General features: G+C 72.6%; 17 protein-coding genes and 3 pseudogenes. 10 read left to right on the top strand and 10 right to left on the bottom strand.

The window, feature by feature from the left end:
* Nucleotides 1-5: 5 nt before the first annotated feature.
* The 6 genes and pseudogenes from AB0L75_RS20180 to AB0L75_RS20155 all read left to right on the top strand — a co-directional run.
* A pseudogene (locus AB0L75_RS20180) lies at nt 6-394 on the top strand (4-carboxy-4-hydroxy-2-oxoadipate aldolase/oxaloacetate decarboxylase); the annotation flags it as partial.
* Nucleotides 391-1,396 (top strand): annotated as a pseudogene (locus AB0L75_RS20175) (PrpF domain-containing protein). The pseudogenes AB0L75_RS20180 and AB0L75_RS20175, both read left to right, overlap by 4 nt.
* Nucleotides 1,377-1,976 (top strand): annotated as a pseudogene (locus tag AB0L75_RS20170) (VOC family protein). Before AB0L75_RS20175 ends, AB0L75_RS20170 begins: the two co-directional pseudogenes overlap by 20 nt.
* A gap of 173 nt (nt 1,977-2,149) precedes the next feature.
* Entirely contained in the window at nt 2,150-2,437 is a 288-nt protein-coding gene (locus AB0L75_RS20165; RefSeq protein WP_365182540.1) for an MFS transporter, read from the top strand.
* Nucleotides 2,438-2,694: 257 nt separating this feature from the next.
* The gene (locus AB0L75_RS20160; RefSeq protein WP_365182539.1) at nt 2,695-3,342 is read left to right on the top strand and encodes a hypothetical protein; all 648 of its coding nucleotides are present in this window, start codon (nt 2,695-2,697) and stop codon (nt 3,340-3,342) included.
* 167 nt (nt 3,343-3,509) lie between these two features.
* On the top strand, nt 3,510-4,673 hold the full coding sequence (locus AB0L75_RS20155; RefSeq protein ID WP_365182537.1) for an alpha-hydroxy-acid oxidizing protein: 1,164 nt from the start codon (nt 3,510-3,512) through the stop codon (nt 4,671-4,673).
* Nucleotides 4,674-4,765: 92 nt separating this feature from the next.
* On the opposite strand, the gene AB0L75_RS20150 is transcribed toward AB0L75_RS20155, so the two are convergent.
* From AB0L75_RS20150 to AB0L75_RS20140, 3 genes are all read right to left on the bottom strand, one after another.
* Entirely contained in the window at nt 4,766-5,557 is a 792-nt protein-coding gene (locus AB0L75_RS20150) for an XRE family transcriptional regulator (RefSeq protein WP_365182536.1), read from the bottom strand.
* A 189-nt stretch (nt 5,558-5,746) separates the two neighbouring features.
* Nucleotides 5,747-6,319, bottom strand: coding sequence for an SH3 domain-containing protein (locus AB0L75_RS20145; RefSeq protein WP_365182534.1), 573 nt, complete (start codon nt 6,317-6,319; stop codon nt 5,747-5,749).
* 208 nt (nt 6,320-6,527) lie between these two features.
* Nucleotides 6,528-6,815 (bottom strand): putative quinol monooxygenase, encoded by a 288-nt coding sequence (locus AB0L75_RS20140; protein ID WP_365182532.1) that lies wholly within the window; start codon nt 6,813-6,815, stop codon nt 6,528-6,530.
* Between the two features lie 318 nt (nt 6,816-7,133).
* On the opposite strand from AB0L75_RS20140, the gene AB0L75_RS20135 reads away from it, so the two are divergent.
* Nucleotides 7,134-7,601 (top strand): peroxiredoxin, encoded by a 468-nt coding sequence (locus tag AB0L75_RS20135; protein ID WP_365182530.1) that lies wholly within the window; start codon nt 7,134-7,136, stop codon nt 7,599-7,601.
* Nucleotides 7,602-7,680: 79 nt separating this feature from the next.
* Nucleotides 7,681-10,020 carry a SpoIIE family protein phosphatase gene (locus AB0L75_RS20130; protein ID WP_365182528.1) on the top strand — a complete coding sequence of 780 codons (2,340 nt, stop codon included), beginning with the start codon at nt 7,681-7,683 and terminating at the stop codon, nt 10,018-10,020.
* Nucleotides 10,021-10,129: 109 nt separating this feature from the next.
* On the opposite strand, the gene AB0L75_RS20125 is transcribed toward AB0L75_RS20130, so the two are convergent.
* Complete coding sequence (locus AB0L75_RS20125) at nt 10,130-10,738, bottom strand: DNA polymerase ligase N-terminal domain-containing protein (protein WP_365182527.1); 609 nt, start codon at nt 10,736-10,738, stop codon at nt 10,130-10,132.
* A gap of 56 nt (nt 10,739-10,794) precedes the next feature.
* Nucleotides 10,795-11,658 (bottom strand): oxidoreductase, encoded by an 864-nt coding sequence (locus AB0L75_RS20120; RefSeq protein ID WP_365182525.1) that lies wholly within the window; start codon nt 11,656-11,658, stop codon nt 10,795-10,797.
* A 160-nt stretch (nt 11,659-11,818) separates the two neighbouring features.
* Between AB0L75_RS20120 and AB0L75_RS20115 the strand changes: the two genes are divergently transcribed.
* On the top strand, nt 11,819-12,694 hold the full coding sequence (locus tag AB0L75_RS20115; protein ID WP_365182523.1) for a helix-turn-helix transcriptional regulator: 876 nt from the start codon (nt 11,819-11,821) through the stop codon (nt 12,692-12,694).
* 14 nt (nt 12,695-12,708) lie between these two features.
* Here AB0L75_RS20115 and AB0L75_RS20110 read toward each other — a convergent pair whose 3' ends face one another.
* Nucleotides 12,709-13,539, bottom strand: a complete 831-nt coding sequence (locus AB0L75_RS20110; RefSeq protein ID WP_365182521.1) for an aldo/keto reductase — start codon at nt 13,537-13,539, stop codon at nt 12,709-12,711.
* Nucleotides 13,540-13,633: 94 nt separating this feature from the next.
* Between AB0L75_RS20110 and AB0L75_RS20105 the strand changes: the two genes are divergently transcribed.
* Nucleotides 13,634-14,698, top strand: coding sequence for a LacI family DNA-binding transcriptional regulator (locus AB0L75_RS20105; RefSeq protein ID WP_365182590.1), 1,065 nt, complete (start codon nt 13,634-13,636; stop codon nt 14,696-14,698).
* Here AB0L75_RS20105 and AB0L75_RS20100 read toward each other — a convergent pair.
* Genes AB0L75_RS20100 through AB0L75_RS20085 form a run of 4 tightly spaced genes read right to left on the bottom strand, consistent with a single transcriptional unit; the run spans nt 14,661 to nt 19,325 of the window.
* Nucleotides 14,661-16,064: a glycoside hydrolase family 32 protein gene (locus AB0L75_RS20100; protein WP_365182519.1), complete on the bottom strand. Its 1,404-nt coding sequence runs from the start codon at nt 16,062-16,064 to the stop codon at nt 14,661-14,663. The two genes, AB0L75_RS20105 and AB0L75_RS20100, sit on opposite strands and share 38 nt — an antisense overlap.
* The gene (locus AB0L75_RS20095) at nt 16,061-16,936 is read right to left on the bottom strand and encodes a carbohydrate ABC transporter permease (RefSeq protein WP_365182517.1); all 876 of its coding nucleotides are present in this window, start codon (nt 16,934-16,936) and stop codon (nt 16,061-16,063) included. Before AB0L75_RS20095 ends, AB0L75_RS20100 begins: the two co-directional genes overlap by 4 nt.
* A gap of 14 nt (nt 16,937-16,950) precedes the next feature.
* The gene (locus tag AB0L75_RS20090; protein WP_365182516.1) at nt 16,951-17,919 is read right to left on the bottom strand and encodes a sugar ABC transporter permease; all 969 of its coding nucleotides are present in this window, start codon (nt 17,917-17,919) and stop codon (nt 16,951-16,953) included.
* A complete protein-coding gene (locus AB0L75_RS20085) occupies nt 17,916-19,325 on the bottom strand; it encodes an extracellular solute-binding protein (protein WP_365182515.1) in 1,410 nt (469 codons plus the stop codon). The genes AB0L75_RS20090 and AB0L75_RS20085 overlap by 4 nt, the downstream gene beginning before the upstream one ends.
* Nucleotides 19,326-19,437 lie beyond the last annotated feature (112 nt).

Below are 19,437 nucleotides of genomic sequence, written 5' to 3'. Positions count from 1 at the left end.
CGGGCGAACTCGGCTTCCCCGCCTGGTCCGCGGTGCCGTCAGCGCGCAGGGCACCGTGAAGGCCACCGGCGGCTCGGTCAACGTCCCCGTCGCCCTCAGCGGCCAGGTCGGCCGCCCCGGCGATGTCATCCTCGCCGACGACGACGGCGCCGTGGTCGTACCCCGCGAGCAGGCCCGCGCGGCCGCCCGCGCCGCCCGCGCCGCCCGCGCCGCCCGGGCCGCAGAGGCCCGTGAGGCCAAGGAGGCGGCCGCCCGCGCCGCTTTCCAGGACGGCCAACTCGGCCTCGACCACTACGGATTGCGCGAGAAGCTCGCCCGACTCGGCGTCACCTACGCCTCGTACGACACGTACGTCCGGGCGAATGCCGAGGACCGGGACGGAGCCGGGGCGTGACCGGACCCACGGAGGTGCGCTGCGTGCTGATGCGCGGCGGCACCTCCAAGGGCGCGTACTTCCTGGCCGAGGACCTGCCGGCCGACCCGGCCCTCCGGGGCGACCTGCTGCTGCGCATCATGGGCAGCCCCGACCCGCGCCAGATCGACGGCCTCGGCGGCCCATCCGCTCACCAGCAAGGTGGCGGTGGTCTCCGCCTCGACCGACCCGGACGCCGATGTCGACTACCTCTTCCTCCAAGTCGCCGTTGACCGCCCGGAGGTGAGTGATCGTCAGAACTGCGGCAACCTCCTTGTCGGAGTCGGCCCGTTCGCCGTCGAGCGAGGGCACGTGGCCCCCGGTGACGGCGAGACCTCCGTACGCATCCGCATGCTGAACACGGGGGAGCCGGCGATCGCCACCTTCCTCACCCCCGGAGGACGGGTCGACTACACCGGCACCGCCGAGATCGCGGGCGTGCCCGGCACCGCGGCGCCCGTGGTGATCGAGTTCCCGGCCGGCGACACGCCCCTGCTGCCCACCGGCAACGTCCGGGACACCGCCGGCGGCACCACGGTGACCTGCGTCGACAACGGGATGCCGACCGTGCTGATCCTCGCGGCCGCGCTGCGTGTCACCGGATACGAGTCCCCCGAAGACCTGGAGGCGGACCCGGTGCTCACCGGCCGCCTCCGTGAAATCCGGCTGGCCGCAGGACCGTTGATGGGACTGGGCGACGTCGAGGGCGCCACCGTCCCCAAGCTCACCCTGCTCGCTCCGCCCCGCTCCGGCGGCGCGGTCACCACCCGCACCTTCATCCCCGTCCGCATCGAGCACCCCACGGGCTTCCTGGACATCGACACCGACATCGAAACGGACACCGATCCGGAGGCGCCCATGGCGCGCCGCACCGCCGTCGTCCGCACCGCCCGCAAGATCTTCGACGGCACCGTCTTCCCCCGCGCCGCTGCCACCGCACCCGCGCAGCCCTTTGGAGGCAACGATGGCTCCGCCCCTCGGTGACATCGCCCATGTCGCTCACGCCCAGCTGTTCACCCCGGACCTGGACGCCAGTGTCACCTTCTTCACCGACTACCTCGGACTCACTGTCAACGGGCAGCAGGGCGACACCGTCCACCTGCGCACCTTCGACGACTACGAGCACCCCAGCCTGACACGCCCTGTACGGGGAGAGCGAGCACTGTCAGGCCCCCGAGGAGCTGAAGCCCGCCCTGAAGAACCAGCCGCAGGCCAAGCCCAACCGGGGAGTCGGCGTTCGCCGTCTGGACCACATCAACTTCCTGGCGGCCGATGTGCTCGCGAGCGTCGAGTTCCAGCAGCATGTGCTCGGCGCCCGGCCCACCGAGCAGATCAGGCTCGACTCCGGCCGGATCGCCGCCCGTTGGCTGACCTTCACGAACAAGTCGTACGACGTGGTGTACACCGAGGACTGGACCAGCTCGGCAACCCGCTCACCCGGCTCGTCCTCGCCCCGGACTGGCCGCTGATCACCTGGACCGAGGCCGAGCGGGCCAAGGCGCAGGCGTGGGGCCTGAAGACCATCGAGTCCTTCCACACCCACGGCACCCCACCGGTGGAGTGACGCCACGCGCGGCCGTCCCCTGGGCTGGTCGTCGCCCTGTGCTGGCTGGCCGTCCTCTTCGACGGCCTCGACATGTTCGTCCACGGCTCGGTCCTGCCGCACATGCTGCAGACCAAGGCCCTCGGGCTCACCCCGGCCAGGCCGGTGACCTCGGCAGCTACGCCACCCTCGGCATGGTGGTGGGCACGCTCACGGCGGGCACCGTCGCCGACCGCGTCGGCCGCAAGAAGCTGATGGCCGGCTGCGTCACCCTGTTCTCGCTGGCCGCCTCCGGGATCTGCGCGCTGTCCGGCTCGGTCGCCGTCTTCGGCCTCGGCCGGACCCTCGCCGGCGTCGGCCTCGGCGGGCTGCTGCCCACCGCGATCAGCATGGTCGGCGACTACGCCCGCGGCGGCCGGGCCGCGCTGACCATCGGCACCCTGATGACGGCCCACCACACGGGCGGCATCCTCTCCGCCTAGGTGGCGAGGTGGCTCGTGGAGCCGTACGGCCGGCGGTCCGCCTTCTGGGTCTGCGTGGCGCCGCTGCTCTTCGTGCCGGTTCTCGCCAAGGTCATGCCCGAGACACTGAGCTTCCTCGTCGCCAAGGGCCGTACCGACGAGGCGCGCGCCCTCGCCGGCCGCTACGAGGCCGAACTCCCCGCCGTGGCCGCCCCGACGGCCCCGGCCGACCTCCGGACCCCCACGGGCGCCCTGCTCGGCCTCTTCCGTGACGGCGAGTGGATCCGACCCTCCTCTACTGGCTGGCCTCCTTCGGCGGACTCCTCCTCGTCTACGGCGTCGCCACCTGGCTGCCCACCCTCATGCGCGGCGAGGGCTACCACCTCGGCTCCGCCCTGACCTTCGTCGTGCTGTTCGACCTCGGTGGCATAGCCGGCATTCTCCTCGCTGGCCAAGCCTCCGACCTCCCCCACGCTCGGCTCCGCTCGTGCAGGGGGACCCCCATCGGCCCCGCGCGCGTCTCGGCGATCTGGTTCGCGCTCACCGCGGCCGGAGTCTTCCTGCTCGGCGTGCACATGCCGCTGGGGCCGACCTTCCTGGTCGTCTTCGTGACCGGCGTGTTCCTCAACGGCGCCCAGACGATGATCTACGCGAACGTCTCCCTCCGCTCCACCCCCGCTCACCGCGCCACAGCCGTCGGCTGGACCTCGGGCATGGGCCGCTTCGGCGCCGTCTTCGGGCCTTGGCTGGGCGGCCGGTTGTTCGGCGCGGGCAACGGCGACTGGGCTTCACCGCCTTGGCGCTCGCCGGAGTGTCCTCCACGGTGTTCATCGGCATCGCCGCCCCTGCGCTCGGCCCGGCGGCCCGAACGGCGCAGCGGCACCGAGCAGCGGCTCGCCGCGCCGACCAGCAGGACGCCTGGCTGATCGCCACGACCCGCGCGGCGCCGCCCGGACCGGTCGATCGAGAGCCGGTGATCCTCGCTACTCTGTGGAATTCGCCGCCGGTACGGGGCGATCGAGCTGCTCCGCACCATGCGGTCACCCCAGAGACAGGCACGTTCCGACGCAGTCGAGGAAAAGGGAGAAGAGCGGTGGGCGGGTTCGGCGAGTATCAGAACGAGATCTATCTCGACGGGCTGCGCGGGGTCCTGCCCCGCTTCCCCATGACGTTCGAGGGCTGGGAGGCGGGGGCGCGCGCGGTGATGTCCCCGTCGGTGTGGTCGTACGTGGCGGGCGGGGCCGGAGACGAGCACACACAGCGGGCGAACGTCGCCGCGTTCGCCCGTCATGCGCTGGTCCCGCGGATGTTCGTGGGAGCGGCCCAGCGCGACCTGTCGGTCTCGATGTTCGGACTGTCCCTCCCCTCGCCGTTGCTGATGGCGCCGATCGGAGTGCTGGGGTTGTGCGCGCAGGACGGGCACGGCGACCTCGCCGCCGCTCGCGCGGCGGCCGCCACCGGCGTGCCGATGATCGCCTCGACGCTCTCGGTGGACCCGCTGGAGCAGGTGGCCGCAGAATTCGGCTCGACGCCCGGGTTCTTCCAGCTCTACACGCCCACGGACCGGGACCTGGCCGCGAGTCTGGTCAAGCGCGCCGAGCAGGCAGGGTTCCGCGGGATCGTGGTCACGCTCGACACCTGGGTGACCGGATGGCGTCCCCGGGATCTGTCGACGAGCAACTTCCCCCAGCTACGGGGGCACTGCCTGGCGAACTACACCGGTGACCCGGTCTTCCGCGCCGCCCTCGCCCAACCCCCGGAGCAGGACCCGGGCGGCGCGGTGCTGCACTGGGCGGGCGTGTTCGGCAACCCCCTGACCTGGGAGGACCTGCCGTGGCTGAGGTCGCTGACCACACTCCCGCTGATCGTCAAGGGCCTGTGCCACCCGGAGGACGTGCGCCGCGCCAGGGACGGGGGCGTGGACGGCGTCTACTGCTCGAACCACGGCGGCCGGCAGGCCAACGGAGGCCTGGCGGCGCTCGACGCGCTGCCCGAGGTGGTCGAGGCCGCCGACGGACTGCCCGTGATCTTCGACTCGGGAGTCCGCAGCGGGGCGGACGTCATCAAGGCACTCGCCCTCGGCGCCACCGCGGTGGCGGTCGGCCGCCCCTACGCCTACGGCCTCGCGCTCGGCGGCGTCGACGGGCTCGTGCACGTACTGCGTTCCCTGCTCGCCGAGGCGGACCTGCTGATGGCGGTCGACGGATACCCGGCCCTCGCCGACCTCACCCCGCAGGCGCTGCGTCGGGTCGCCTGAGGTCAGGGGGGCGCTCAGCGGCCGCCGCGTCGCACGGGCCCCCACTTGTCCCGGCGGACGCGGACACCGCCCGCGCACCGCCCCCTTGTGCCTCACTCCTGACCGTTGGGCTCCACGTCCAGGCCCGTGCAGGCCAGCTCCCCGTCCACCTCGGCACAGGCCTCCACGCCCCGGGGTGAGGACACCGAGAGCATGGGGCTGCTGTATCCGGCGGAGTCGGCGGCCGGATAGCCGGCCGAGAGCACGTCCTGTCCGGCCCGCACCGACACCTCGCGCGCCTTGGCCGACCGCAGCTTCACCTCGGACCAGGCGGTCCCGCAGGCGGGCGAGAAACGCAGCCGGACGGAGTAGGCGGGGTCGGCGACGGTGCTCGTGGTCCGCGCGTCCCTGGCGCAGGCCGACGCGTCGGGCAACTCGCCCTGGCAGGACCGGCCGTGACAGCGGGGCACGACCGAGGGGGGATGGACGGCGGGCGAGGCAGCCGGCCGCGCGGACAGGGTCAGGGCTGCGGCCACAGCCGTTGCCGCGCCGAACAGCGCGAGCCCGGACAGCGGAAGCCAGGGCGCCCGCCAGGACGGCATCCGCAGGAGGCGCCGCGTCCGGCCGGGCTGCTCGGGCGCCGCCGTGGCCGCGGCCGGTGGGACGTCGGCCGTCTCCCACCGGGCCAGTACGGCCTCGGGATCGGCGCCGGCGAGCCGGCAGAGCGCCTCCACGGCGGGCCTCGGCGGCGGCGTGCCGCCGGACAGATAGCGGTGCCACGCGGACTTGCTGTACGGGGTGCGAGAGGCCAGCGCCGCGAGGCTCAGCCCCGTACGGTCCTTCAGTTCGCGCAGTCCCACCACCAGTGGCTCGTCCGGTGTGGTCGGCGCTTGGGGGTGCCGCATCGTGCGTCCTCGACTCCCTTTCCGCTATGGGCGTTTTAGCCCCTGTTGCCGGAATGGCTTCCCAGTGGTGCGGCGACTGCAACGCCCGGTGAGGTATGAGGAGGGTGAGGTGTGCGGGCGCACCGAAGGCCCGTTCGGGGATCGTCGAACGGGCCTTCGGTAGCTAGGTGGTGCGGCGGAGTCGTGGCGTCAGCACCAGGGGACGGTGCGGTTGGCGCGGACGTAGTGGGCCGAGACGTAGCCCGCATGGTGCGGCAGCCGGTACCAGGTGCGGTTCCCGTGCACCCAGGAGCCGTGCGTCCGGCAGATGAGCGTCAGGTGCCGGCCCTTCTGCCGGTGGCCGATCACCCGGTAGCCGGTGCCCGGGCCGGAGCGGACGTTCAGCCTGAGGTGCCGCGTGGCGACCCGGCCGGTGACGGGCGGAAGGTGACGGTGCGCCACCGGCTGCGCCGCGAGCCGGTACTGCAGACGGTACGGCGCCATGTGCATGGAGAGCCGGTAGGCCATCGACTGCCCGAAGGAGCGGTACACGGCTCCCTGGGGCGCGAGGCGGTGGGCGCTGTGCACGCGGTGCGCGTGGCGGCGGTGGTGGCGGTGCGTGGCGTGGTGGTGGGTGCGGTGGTGGGCGTCGTCCCGGGCGACGGCGCCGGGCACCGGGTGCTGGCTGGCGGCGCTCGCCGCGGTGGACCCGGCCGCCGTGGGCAGGAACGCGAGCACCGCGACCGTGGCCAGCAGACCGCTCTTGAGACTCCGTAGGATCATGGCAACCTCCGGCTGTCGTTCTCGTGACCACGAGCGGTGATCACGACAGCCAGCGTTTCCATGACGGGCCGTCAGAATGCCGTCCCGCTGTCCCCGGGGACGGCCGGGACGTCCCAGGGGACGGGCACCCCGCGGCGCAGGCCGTCCGGCCCGCGGCCGGGCGGTGTTCCGCCGTCCCGCGCGTCCCGGCGGACGTCCGGGTGACGGGTCAGAGCGTCTCGGTGAAGGTGATGGTCCGCTCCTTCAGCAGCGGGAAGACCGTGGCCCGGATCAGCTCCGCGAAGTGGTCCGTCTCCTTGTGCGCCTCGAAGCCGGCCCGGTCGGTGTAGCGCTCGTACAGCATGAACGCCCCCGGCCGGTCGACGACCTCGTGCGCCTCGTAGGCGAGGTTCGCGGGTTCCGACGGGACGAGTTCGCGCATCTTCCGCAGCGCGTCGCGCACGGTGTCCGCGTCGGCGGGGGCGCACTGGTACTGGGCGACGACGGCGAAGGCCATGGGTTCCTCCGGTCTCGGGAACGGCGGTGGACCCGCTGATTCCAGCACGCCCGCGACGCCCGGCGGCCAGTGCGACACGCAGCGGATGCCCGGCGGCCGGGCGGCGCGAGGCCGCGCAGGTGACGAGGACTGAGCGGCGGCTCCAGATGGGCGGCCGACGTCCTGCGCCAAGGGGGGCACCCTCACGCTTACCGTCCAGTAATATCCGGCGCGGCACCGGGCCGCGCCGCCGGAGGTATCGCCGGTGCCGTGGCGCCGGCAGCTCGCCCGGTGCGAGGAGGGCCCGGGCGGCAGGCGCCCGGGCGAGGAGGGACGGTCATGACGGAACGCATCGAGGTCGGGGACAAGGCCGAGGACTTCGCCCTGCCCGACGAGACCGGCGCCACTCGCCGGCTCGGCGAGCTGCTGGCCGACGGACCGGTGGTGCTGTTCTTCTACCCGGCCGCGCTCACCCCCGGCTGCACCGCCGAGGCCTGCCACTTCCGTGACCTCGCCGCCGAGTTCGCCGCCGTCGGCGCCCGGCCCGTCGGCATCAGCGGCGACACCGTCGACAAGCAGCAGGAGTTCGCCGGCCGGCACGGCCTCGGCATGCCGCTGCTCTCCGACGCCGACGGCATGGTCCGCGAGCGGTTCGGCGTCAAGCGCGGGTTCTCCCTCGCCCCCACCAAACGTGTCACCTTCGTGATCGCCCAGGACCGCACGGTGCTGGAGATCGTCCGCAGCGAGCTGCGCATGAACACCCACGCCGACCGGGCTCTTGCCGCCCTGCGCACCCACAAGGGCTGAACAGCGCCCGCCCCGCGCCGGCTGCTCCGTAACGTTCCCGCGCTTGATGTGCCGGGGCAATCGGAACATCCTGGGGCGTATGAAGCATGGCGCCGCCGTGGCGGTCATCGACGCCCTGGGCACGGTGACGGGGTGGAGCGAGGGCGCGCGGCGGCTCACCGGCCGTCCGGCCGCGGACGTCGTGGGCCGGCCCGCGACCGAGTTGCTCGCCGAGGACATCCCGGACCACACCCTCGCCGCGCGGGCCGGCACCGTCGTGCTGCGGCACCGTGACGGCCACCGTATCGAGCTGACCGTCACGGCCTGCCCCGTCGCCGGAGCCGACGGGCGGCCCACCGGCTTCGTCGTCACGGCCGGCCCGGCCGGCCCGCCCGGCACCCCCCTGGCTGCCGAGGCCTTCGAGCAGGCCTCCATGTCCATGTCGGTCTTCGACCTCCAGCAGCGCTATCTGCGCCTCAACGACACCGCCTGCAAGGTCATGGGCGTCCCCGAGGCCGCGCTGACCGGCCGCTTCTTCCCGGACACCGTGGAGGACGCCGAGTACAACCGGGGCTTCCTGCGCCATCTCAAGGAGGTCGCCGAGACCGGGCGGCCCATCCGCTACGAGAGCTTCGCCGGCGCCCCCGCACTGAACCGGGAGCATCTCTGGAGCATCGAGATGTGGCCGCTGCGCGCCGCCTCCGGCGAGCTGACCGGGGTCGCCATGGCGGCCCTCGACAGCACCGAGCAGTACTGGGCCCGGCGCCGCCTCGCCCTGCTCAACGAGGCGGCCACCGGCATCGGCACCACCCTGGACGTGGTGCGCACCGCCGAGGAACTGATCGACATCCTCGTCCCGCGCTACGCCGACTTCGCCAGCGTCGCCCTGCTCGACTGGGTGCTCGGCGCGGACGAGCCGCCCATGATCCCGGACGCCGGTGTCGTCCTGCACCGCATCGCCCACGGCTCGACCTGCGAGGGCAACCCCGGCGCGGCGGTCCGTATCGGCGAGACCGAGGTCTATCTGACGGACTCACCGCCCGCCCGCGCCCTGCGCGAGGGCCACGCGGTGCTCAGCCAGGCCGGTGAGCCGGAGTTCGTCGAATGGCTCGCGGAACGCAACGCGCGCTCGCCGGAGGGCCGCCCCTATCGGCAGGGCGTCCACTCCCTGATCGCGGTGCCCCTGCGGGCCCGCGGCACCACCCTGGGCGTCGCGGTCTGCGTCCGCATGGCCCACCCCGACGACTACGGCCCCGACGACGCCGTCTTCGCCGAGGAACTCGGCAGCCGCGCCGCCGTCTGCATCGACAACGCCCGCCGCTTCGCCCGCGAACGCACCACCGCCCTCGCCCTCCAGCACAGCCTGCTGCCCAGAGGCCTGCCAGGACAGGTCGCGGTCGAGGTGGCCCACCGCTATCTGCCCTGCGGATCGCTGGCCGGCATCGGCGGCGACTGGTTCGACGTCATCCCGCTCTCCGGCGGCCGGGTCGGCCTGGTCGTCGGCGACGTCGTCGGCCACGGCATCCAGTCCTCGGCCACCATGGGCCGGCTGCGCACGGCCGTACGCACCCTCGCCGATGTCGACCTGCCACCCGATGAACTCCTCACACACCTGGACGACCTGGTCACCCACCTGGCCGGCGGGGACTGCGGCGAGGAGGTCGCCGAACTCGGCGCCACCTGCCTGTACGCCGTCTACGACCCGGTCTCCCGCCGGCTCAGCCTGGCCGCGGCTGGCCACCCGGCCCCGGCCGTGGTCCTGCCCGGTGGCACCGCCGAGTCCGTCCCCATGAGCGCCGGTCCACCCCTCGGCGTCGGCGGGCTGCCGTTCGAGGCGACGGAACTGGAACTGCCCGAGGGATCCGTCGTCGCGCTCTACACCGACGGCCTGGTCGAGGACCGCGACCGGGACCTCGATGGAGCGACGGACGAACTGCGCCGCGCCCTCAGCGCACCCGCCGCCTCCCTCGAGGCCCTGTGCGACAGCGTCCTCAAGGCCGTCCTGCCCGACCAGCACAGCGACGACGTCGCCCTGCTGCTCGTACGCACCCGCGCCCTCGGCGCCGACCGGGTCGCCACCTGGGACGTCCCGCCCGACCCCGCCCAGGTCGCGGCCTTCCGGCAGGCGGCCGGCGAGCAACTGACCGCCTGGGGGCTGGACGAGGCCGCCTTCATCACCGAACTCGTCGTCAGCGAACTCGTCACCAACGCCATCCGCTACGGCGAACCGCCCATCCAGCTCCGCCTGATCCGCGACCGCGCGCTCATCTGCGAGGTCTCCGACGCCAGTTCCACCTCACCGCACCTGCGCCGGGCGCACGCCTACGACGAGGGCGGCCGCGGACTGCTGCTGGTCGCCCAGCTCACCCAGCGCTGGGGCAGCAGACAGACCGGCCGGGGCAAGACGATCTGGGCCGAGCAGGCACTGCCCGACACCTGATCACCGCAGACGGCAGCTGATCACTGGAGGCGGAACTCGTGATTCCGGACCGCTGCCCGAGCCGCCATCGGTCCCGCCACCGGTCACGGCACCGGCCCGGCACCGCCGCTCACTTCTCGCCGTCGGCCGCGACCTGCGCCAGGGTACGGCCGGTGCGCACGGAGCGGGCCCGCCGGGGATCGGGGGTGCCATGGCCGTCCGACCGGGCCGGCCCCTTGCGCACCAGCAGCCACGCCTCCTCCTCGTCCGCACCGCCGCGGAACCGGGTCAGCGCATACTCCCCGTGCAGCTTCGTCCCCCGCAGCCGGAACGTGGCGTGCCCGCCCTCCAGGGACTCCGCGAACTCCACCGGCCGACCCCTGCGGTCGTGGCTGAGCGGCTCATAGGTCCCGCGGTCCCACACGATCACCGTGCCACCGCCGTACTCGCCCTTCGGGATCACGCCCTCGAAGTCCTCGTACTCCAGCGGATGGTCCTCGGTCGGCACGGCCAGCCGCTTGTCCCCGGGGTCGGTGGACGGCCCCTTCGGGATCGACCAGGACTTCAGGACGTCCTCGACCTGCAGCCGGAAGTCGAAGTGCATCCGCCGCGCGTCATGGATCTGCACCACGAAATGCGGCTCGTCGCCCCGGGCCCCGGGCTCCTGCCCCGACGGCTCACGGGTCCGCTCGAAGTCGCGCTTGCCACGGTACGTCCGCAGCCGGTCCTCCGCAGCCACGTGCGGCTCCTTCCGTGCGTCCGGGTCCTGGGCCCCGAGTACCCCGCACCGGCCGTTCAGCCCGCGATGCCGTCCAGCTCGGCGACCGCGTCCTGCGGCAGCACCAGGCTCGCGGCGGCGATGTTCTCCCGCAAGTGCTCCGGCGAGGAGGTACCGGGGATGAGCGCGATGTTCGGCGACCGGCGCAGCAGCCAGGCCAGCGCCACCTGCTGCGGCGACGCCTCCAGCCGGGCGGCGACCTTCGCGAGCGTCTCCGACTGCAGCGGGCTGAAGCCGCCGAGCGGGAAGTACGGCACGAAGGCGATGTTCTCCGCGGCCGTGCGCTCCACCAGCGCGTCGTCCTGCCGGTTGGCCAGGTTGTACAGGTTCTGCACGCACACCACCGGCGCGATGGCCAGGGCCTCGTCGAGCTGCGCTGCGGTTACCGTGCTGAGCCCCAGGTGCCGGACCAGCCCCCGCTTCCGCAGCTCGGCCAGCGCGCCGAACTGCTCGGCCAGCGAGTCCCCGTTCGGGGCGTCCACATCACCCACCCGCAGATTGACGACGTCCAGGGACTCCACACCGAGGTTCCGCAGATTGTCGTACACCTGCGCCTTCAGGTCCTCGGGATGGCGCGACAGGACCCAGCTGCCGTCGGCTCCCCGGCGGGCGCCGACCTTGGTGACGATGTGCAGGTCCTCGGGGTAGGGGTGCAGGGCCTCCCTGATGATCTCGTTGACGACCACGGGCCCGTAGAAGTCGGCGGTGTCGATGTGCGTGATGCCCGCCTCCACCACCGCGCGGAGCACCGCCACGGCCCGGTCGCGGTCCTTCGGCGGGCCGAAGACATGCGGCCCGGCCAGCTGCATGGCGCCGTAGCCGACGCGGGTCAGGGCCAGACCGTCGGCCGGGGTGATCGTGCCGCCGCGTTGTGCAGTCATGTCGTACCTCACGCAGATGCTCAGGGTGTCCGGGCCGCCGGGGGCTTCCCGCGGCCTCGCTCTCCACCTTGCGCCCCACACGTCCGCCGAGGCAGTACCCCGGTGATCCTGGGAGTGGCAGGGCCAGTCACCGCCGCCCGGGCGGCCGTACCGTGGGGCCATGGACGGATCGAACGCGCTCGGCGAGTTCCTGCGCGCCCGCCGGGCGCTGGTGCGGCCCGAGGAGGTGGGCCTGCCCGGCGAAGGACTGCGCCGGGTGCCGGGGCTGCGCCGCGAGGAGGTCGCGATGCTGGCCGGCATCAGCTCCGACTACTACCTGCGGCTGGAGCAGGGCCGGGACCGCAACCCGTCCGTGCAGGTCATCGAGGCCATCGCCCGCGTGCTGCGGCTCGACGCCGACGCCACGGCCCACCTCGTCGGCCTCGCCCAGGACCGGCCCAGCCCCGGCGTACGGTCCGCGCGCCGTACCCGGCAGGTGCCGGCGAGCCTGCTCCAGCTCATCGACGGCTGGCCGCGCAACCCCGCCTACGTCCAGAACCGCTACACCGACTGCCTGTCCGCCAACGCCCTCGCCACCGCACTCACCCCGAACTACCGGCCCGGCGTCAACATCCTGCGGGCCGTCTTCCTCGACCCGGCCGAGCGCGAGCTGCGCCGGGACTGGGAGGACCTCACCGAGGAGGGCGTGGCCGTGCTGCGGTCCGAGGCCGGGGCGGACGCGGACGATCCGCGGCTGCGCGACCTGGTCGGCGAGCTGTCCCTGCGCAGCGAACGCTTCCGCACCCTGTGGGCCCGGCACGAGGTACGGCCCCGCCGCGGCCGGGTGAGCCATCTGACCCATCCGCAGGTCGGCGACCTCGACCTGCAGTCGACCAAGCTGTCCGTGGACGGCACCGACGGACTCATCCTGGTCGTCTTCCACGCCGGGCCCGGCAGCCGCAGCGCCGAGCTGCTGGACATCCTCGGCAGCCTTGCCGCGCCCCCGGGCGACGGCGCCGGGCAGGGCGGGGCGCGGGAGCGGATCGAGGAGCAGTAGGGCCCGCGGCCGGCTCAGAACTCCTCGTGCCGCTCGGGATCGCCACCGAGCCGGCGCGGAGCGCGGCGGGTGATCGCCGCCAGCTGGTCGGAGTCCAGCGTGAAGCCGAAGACGTCCAGGTTGGCGCGCTGCCGGCCCGGATCCGCCGACTTCGGAATGGGCAGCGCACCCATCTGGATGTGCCAGCGCAGCAGCACCTGGCCCGGTGTCACCCCGTGCGCCGTGGCGATCCGCTCCACCGCGGGGTCGTGCAGCAGCCCGCTGCCCCGGCCCAGCGGGCTCCAGCTCTCGGTGACGATGCCCAGGTCCGCGTGGAAGGCGCGCAGCTCCTCCTGCGGGAACAGCGGGTGCAGCTCGATCTGGTTCACCGAGGGCAGCACACCGGTCTCCTTCTCCAGCAGCGTGATGTGCTCCGGGGTGAAGTTCGAGACACCGATCGAGCGGACGAGCCCGTCCTCGCGCAGCTTGATCATCGCCTTCCAGGAGTCGACGTACTTGCCGACCCGGGGATTGGGCCAGTGGATCAGATACAGGTCCACGTACTCCAGGCCGAGCCGCCGCCGGGACTCCTCGAAGGAGGCGAGCGTCTCCTCGTAGCCGTGGTGGCGGCCGGGCAGCTTGGTGGTCACGACCAGCTCCTCGCGCGGAACGCCGCCGCCGGCTATGCCCCGCCCGACACCGGTCTCGTTGCGATAGTTCGTCGCGGTGTCCACCAGCCGGTAGCCGAGGCCGAGCGCGGAGCGTACGGCCCGCTCGACCGCCGTGTCATCGAGCGGCCAGGTGCCGAGGCCGATGGCGGGGATCGTCGTACCGTCGTTGAGCGTGTGCGCCGCAATACCGTTCACGATGGGACCTTCCCTCGACTGTGTCGTCCCTCCAGCCTCACGGATAGGGTGAGCGGTGATCAAGCGGACGGGTGGGGAGAGGGCAGCGGACGGCATGGGCGGCGGCACGGAGCGGGGCGGCGGGGGCGGCGGACGGCCCACCTCACGGGATGTCGCCCGGCTCGCCGGCGTCTCGCACACCGCCGTCTCCTTCGTCTTCAACGGCCGCGCCGAGGGCAACCTCTCGCCCGCCACCCAGGAGCGCATCCGGCAGGCCGCCGCCCAGCTCGGCTACCGGCCCGACCCGGTCGCCCGCGGCCTGCGCCGCCGTCGTACGGCCGTGATCGGGCTGGTCACCGACGAGATCGCCTCCTCCCCGTTCGCCGGGCGGCTGCTGCGCGGCGCGATGGAGACCGCCTGGGACAGCGACCACCTCGTGCTCACCGTGGACTCCGGCGGGGACCCGGCCAAGGAGGACGCGGCCGTCGCCGAACTCCTCGACCGGCGCGTCGACGGCATCATCTACGCGGCCATGTCCCTGCGCCGGGTCCGGATCCCCGAGGGCCTGCACCGCACCCACTCCGTCCTCGCCAACTGCCTGCCCGAGGACGACTCGCTGCCGGCCGTCATCCCGGCCGAGCGGGCGGGCGGGCGCAGCGCCGCGCGACTGCTGCTGGAGGCCGGGCACCACCGGCTCGCCCTGGTCGGCGGGCAGGACGACATCGCCTCCGTGGAGCGGCTGCGCGGCTTCCGGGACGCCCTGCGCGCCGAGGGCGTCACCGTGCCCAGGGAATGGGTCGTACGCACCGGAGGCGAGATCACCGGCGGCTACGAGGGCGCGACCCGGCTGCTCGACGGCACCGACCCGCTGCACCGGCCCACCGGGATCTTCTGCTACAACGACCGGGTCGCGGCAGGCGTGCTGCATGCCGCGACCCGGCTCGGGATCGCCGTACCCGGCGAGTTGTCCGTGGTCGGCTACGACGACCAGGAACACATGGCCGCCTTCCTCACCCCGGCGCTGACCACGGTCGCGCTGCCGCACCGGGCGATGGGCGAGGCGGCGGCCCGGCTGCTGCTCGACGCCATCGACACCGGCCGCACCCCGCCCGCCACGGTACGGCGGCTCGCCTGCCCCGTGGTCAGCCGCGCCTCGGTGGGACCTGCTCCCACCCGCTGACCTCGGCGTCCCCGTCGACCACCAGCTCGGCGACGTCGTCCGGGCGGCGATAGACCCGCTCGGTCACCATCGCCCGGTCCGCGACGAAGAGTTCCAGGAGCGAGCCGTCCACGAGGACCCGGACGGTGAGGGACGGGCCGGACGGCACCCGCACCGTGATCGCCGCCGCGCCCTCGGCGCCCGTGCGGGGCCAGCCGCCGCGGTCCAGGACGACGATGCCCGTCGCCGGGTCCAGCCGGACGGTGAGCGCCCGGTCGGCCGCCCGCAGCAGAGTGACGGCCGTACGTCCGCGGGCGGTGACGGTGAGGTCGTACGACGCCGGGAGCGGCACCCGGCCCGGCGCCGTCGCGAACGGATCGGGCGCGCGCAGGAGTTCCAGCTCCGGAGCCGGTGTCACCCGCAGCGAGCCGTCCGGACCGACGTCGACCACCCTCGGCGCGGTCAGCGTGCCCGCCCAGCCCGCCGCCAGCACCTCCGGTGTCTCCCGCGCCTCCCACGACCAGCCCCACATCAGGGCCCGCCCGGGCTCCTGACGGACCGCGGGCGCGTAGAAGTCCCGGCCCTGGTCCAGCCGGCCCCCGGTGCGGGCGGTGAACCGCAACCCGCCCTCCGCTTCCGCCTCCAGACGGCCCGTCAGATACGCGGTCGAGCAGGGTGCACCGTCCCACAGGGACACCACCAGCACCTGCGCACCGCCGCCGCTCGCCTCGTAGAGCTGCGGGCACTCCCAGCCGACCGCCTTGTCGCCGAAGGCGTCGGCGGCGACCGGGTCGTGGCCGTTCAGCAGGACGCCGGCGAACCGCCACCGGGTCAGCTCCGAGCAGTCGTACAGCAGCACCGACGGAGTGCCGTCGGCATGACCCGCTCCGACCAGTGCCCAGCGCCGGCCGGCGTACCGGAAGAGGAACGGATCACGGAACATCACCACGTCGAGCCCGGCGGGCGGCGCCGCGACCACCGGCTCGGGCAGCGGACGCCACTCCACGAGCCGCTCGTCGCCCGGATCCGCCGCGCGGGCCAGGCAGATGGTGCCGAGACCGGTGTGGGTGTGGTCGACACCGGTGTACACGGCCGTCGGGACGCCGTCGTCGTCCACCACGCAGCCCGACCAGCAGCCTGCCTCGTCGGGGCCGCCCGGCGTCGGGGTCAGGGCGATCGGATGGTGCTCCCAGTGCGCCAGGTCGGGGCTGGAGACATGCCCCCAGTGGACGTTCGCGTGCACCGGAGCGGCAGGATTGTGCTGGTAGAAGAGGTGATGGCGGCCACGCCAACGGAACGGCCCGTTCGGGTCGTTGACCCAGCCCGCGGGCGGACGGACCCGGAAGCGGGGAGCGGCCGGGTCCGGGGTGGGGCGTGCGGGGCTCAACGGTTGACTCCTGCGGAGGTGATGCCCTCGCGCAGAGGGCGCTGGCCGACGACGAACACGGCGACGGCGGGGATCATCGACAGGACGACACCGGCGAGTACGACGGAGATGGAGCCGGTGCCCAGATTGCCCTGCAGGGAGACCAGGCCCAGGGGGAGCGTGTAGTTCTGGCCGGAGGTCTCCAGGATCAGCGGGCGGAAGAACTCGTTCCAGTGGTAGTTGAAGGCCAGTACGCCGACGATCGCCAGGCCCGGCCTGGCCAGCGGCGCGTACACGGACCGGAAGATCCGCCAGGGCCCCGCTCCGTCGAGCATCGCCGCCTCGCCGAGGTCCTTCGGCATGCCGAGGAAGTACTGCCGCATCAGGAAGGTGCCGAACGCGGTCGGAAACGCCGGAATGATCAGACCGAGCAGCGTGTCGGTCAGACCCATCGACTTGAGCACCAGGAACACCGGAACGATCGTGACCTGGAGGGGGACCATCATGGTCGCCAGGACCAGACCGAACAGCGGCTTCTTGAACCGGAAGTCGAGCCGGGCGAACGCGTAACCGGCGAGCCCCGCGGTGATCATCTGGCCGATCGCGATCAAAGCGGTCACGAGGGTCGAGTTGAGCGCGAGCAGCCACACATCGATCTGGTCGAAGACACCGCGGTAGGCGGCCGTGCTCGGATGGGACGGAATGATCTGCGGCGGCAGGTTGAACGAGTCCGCCGGGGTGCGCAGCGAGGTGGAGACGGTCCACACGACCGGGCCGAGCGTGAGCAGGGCGCACACGGTCAGCCCGGCGATCCGCGCCCACGGCCCGAGCGAGTACCGGGCGCGCCCGAGCGTGAATCGGGAGCGGCTGAGGGGCAGGGTTGCTTGGCTCAAGGGGATCACCCGGCTCACTGGTAGTGGACGAAACGCCGGCTGAGCCGGAACTGGACGGCGGTCACCGCCATGATCAGCACGAACAGCAGCACGCCCACCGCGGACGCCTCGCCGAACCGCAGCTGCTCGAAGGCCTTCTCGTAGATGACCATCACCACCGTCCGGGTGGAGTCGCCGGGACCGCCGTCGGTGAGCACATACGGCTGCTCGAAGACCTGCAGGGCGTTGATGATGCCGACCACCGAGGCCACGAGCAGGGTGGGGGAGAGCAGCGGAAGGGTGATGGCGAGGTGCTTGCGCAGCCCGCTCGCGCCGTCGAGGGCGGCCGCCTCGTGGATCTCCTTCGGGATGTTGTTCAGTCCGCCCACGAACAGCAGGAAGGAGAAGCCGAACTGCTGCCAGACGTACACGATGATCACTGTGGCCATCGCGCCGTGCTCCGAGGTCAGCCAGGGCACGGGAGCGATCCCGAACAACCCGATCAACCAGTTGATCACCCCGAAGTCCTGGTTGAACAAGTACTTCATGACGACCGAGATGGACGCCGCGGACAGCACGAGCGGGAAGAAGAACGCCGAGCGGAAGACCGATCGCAGCCAGCCCGGCATCCGGCCGTTCAGCGTGAGCGCGAGTGCCAACGCGATCAGCAGCTGCGCCGCGACCGCGAACACCATGAAGACGAGCGTGTTGCGGAAGGACACCAGCATGGTCGAATCGGTGAACACCTCGCGGTAGTTGGCCGTTCCGGCGAAACCGGGCGAGTCGATCACGTTCCAGTGGAAGAGGCTCAACACGACCGAGCCGATGATCGGTACGACCGTGAAGACCACGATCCCGACCACCGTCGGGGCCAGGAACAGCGCCGCCAGCAGCCGTGAGCCCCGCTCGCGCGCCGGGCGCCGGACGGCCGCCACGGGCGGGGGCGCGGCCTGGGGCGACACGGTGGCGATCCGGGTGTCCGTCGTGTCCGTCGTGTCCGTCATACGTCACGCTCCATGGCCTTCTCCAGATCGCCCTGCATCCGCCGTAGCGCGGGCCTGACCGAGCTGGGGCTCGCCAGGGCCGTCCCGGTGTGCTTGAGCAGCACCTGGGTCACCTCGGCGACCTGCGGCGGGGCCGGGATGGGTCCGGTGTCGGGGAACTTGTCGAGGGTGTCGTAGAAGACCCGCCAGTGCGCCGGGCCGGTCTCCCGGTAGCGGGCCGCCGTCAGCATCGAACGGCGGGCCGGGGTGGTCTGGTTGGTCGAGAACAGCTCGGTCAGGGTGTCCAGCCGGGCCGAGTACTTGATGAACTCCCAGGCCGCGTCCCGCTTCTTCGATGTGCGCAGCAGCGCGTAACCCGCCGCGCCGAACTGGTGCCGCTGGGTGCGCCAGCGCGGGAAGTAGCGCACGTCGAAGGCGTCGTCGCGCATGCCCGCCAGATGCAGACCGCCCGCCCAGAAACCGCCGGCGGGCGTGACGCCGACCCGGCCGGTGGAGAACACCCCGATGAGGTTCTGGCCGTTGCCGCCCTCGGGCCGTGTGCACAGCCCCTCCTGGATCAGGGCGGTGAGATAGTCGTACGTCTCCTCGACCCGGCCGTCCGTGGCCTGCGGGGTCGTCCAGCGGAAGCCGCCCCCGCGCCCCTGCCGCTGCGCCGGCGGATAGAAGCCGTCCCACAGCCAGTTGCCGCCCGGCGCCTTGGACTCGGCGAGCAGGTTGGTGCCGTTCGCGAACAGCCAGGGCACCACCCCGCCCCACAGCCGGTTCGTCCAGAAGTACGGCGTGAAATGGGAGTCGTTGGCCTTCTTCATCCGGCGCAGCAGCGCGGTGAAGTCGTCCCGGGTCCAGTCGTCCGCCGGCAGGTCCGCGCCCGCGCGCTGGACCACTCCCGTGTTGAAGTACATGTCGGCCGCGTTGAACTCGATCGGCAGCTGATACAGGCTGCCCTCGTACATCATCGACTCCACCAGCGAGGGATGGACGTCGGCGAAGTACTCCTTCAGCTCCGCCGCGTCCCGCTTCACCCAGCGGTCCAGCGGCACACCCAGGTGCCGGGCGAACAACTGCACGCCCTCGGTGGCCACATAGACCAGGTCGGGCGCGGTGCCCGCCGCGATCTGCGTGAGGATCTTGGCGAAGAAGTCCGGCCAGTCCACGGCCTGTACCGCGTTGACGCGGACCTTGATGTCGGGGTGCAGCGCACGGAAGCCCGCGACCAGGGCGCGGACCCCGGCCGGGGAGAACGCGGAGCCCAGGGTCGCGACGACCAGCGAGCCGTCGTCTCGGCCGGGAATGTCATTGCCGGTGAGCCGGTCCCAGCCGGCGGCGGTACCGGCGAGCGCCGCGGCCCCCGCGCCGTAGGCGCCGTAGCGCAGCAGTGCGCGGCGGGAGAGATGCGAGTCGGTCATCCAGAGTGCCTAACTCGTGTTAGCAAACGTGAGATGACCCAGATGATGAGAAGCGTGTTACGTCCCTGTCAAGGTGCGGGGACGCTTGACCTTTAACGAGTTAGGTCTACAG

Origin of the sequence: Streptomyces sp. NPDC052101, from assembly GCF_040680235.1 — a bacterium.
Classification (GTDB): Bacteria; Actinomycetota; Actinomycetes; order Streptomycetales; family Streptomycetaceae; genus Streptomyces.
This window is presented reverse-complemented; position numbering and strand designations above follow the sequence as displayed.

Bases quoted from the DNA above. Each gene is read 5' to 3' on its own strand.
- AB0L75_RS20165 (WP_365182540.1), top strand. From the start codon at position 2,150: ATGGTGGTGGGCACGCTCACGGCGGGCACCGTCGCCGACCGCGTCGGC.
- AB0L75_RS20150 (WP_365182536.1), bottom strand. From the start codon at position 5,557: ATGCGGCACCCCCAAGCGCCGACCACACCGGACGAGCCACTGGTGGTG.
- AB0L75_RS20145 (WP_365182534.1), bottom strand. From the start codon at position 6,319: ATGATCCTACGGAGTCTCAAGAGCGGTCTGCTGGCCACGGTCGCGGTG.
- AB0L75_RS20140 (WP_365182532.1), bottom strand. From the start codon at position 6,815: ATGGCCTTCGCCGTCGTCGCCCAGTACCAGTGCGCCCCCGCCGACGCG.
- AB0L75_RS20135 (WP_365182530.1), top strand. From the start codon at position 7,134: ATGACGGAACGCATCGAGGTCGGGGACAAGGCCGAGGACTTCGCCCTG.
- AB0L75_RS20130 (WP_365182528.1), top strand. From the start codon at position 7,681: ATGAAGCATGGCGCCGCCGTGGCGGTCATCGACGCCCTGGGCACGGTG.
- AB0L75_RS20120 (WP_365182525.1), bottom strand. From the start codon at position 11,658: ATGACTGCACAACGCGGCGGCACGATCACCCCGGCCGACGGTCTGGCC.
- AB0L75_RS20115 (WP_365182523.1), top strand. From the start codon at position 11,819: ATGGACGGATCGAACGCGCTCGGCGAGTTCCTGCGCGCCCGCCGGGCG.
- AB0L75_RS20105 (WP_365182590.1), top strand. From the start codon at position 13,634: ATGGGCGGCGGCACGGAGCGGGGCGGCGGGGGCGGCGGACGGCCCACC.
- AB0L75_RS20090 (WP_365182516.1), bottom strand. From the start codon at position 17,919: ATGACGGACACGACGGACACGACGGACACCCGGATCGCCACCGTGTCG.
- AB0L75_RS20085 (WP_365182515.1), bottom strand. From the start codon at position 19,325: ATGACCGACTCGCATCTCTCCCGCCGCGCACTGCTGCGCTACGGCGCC.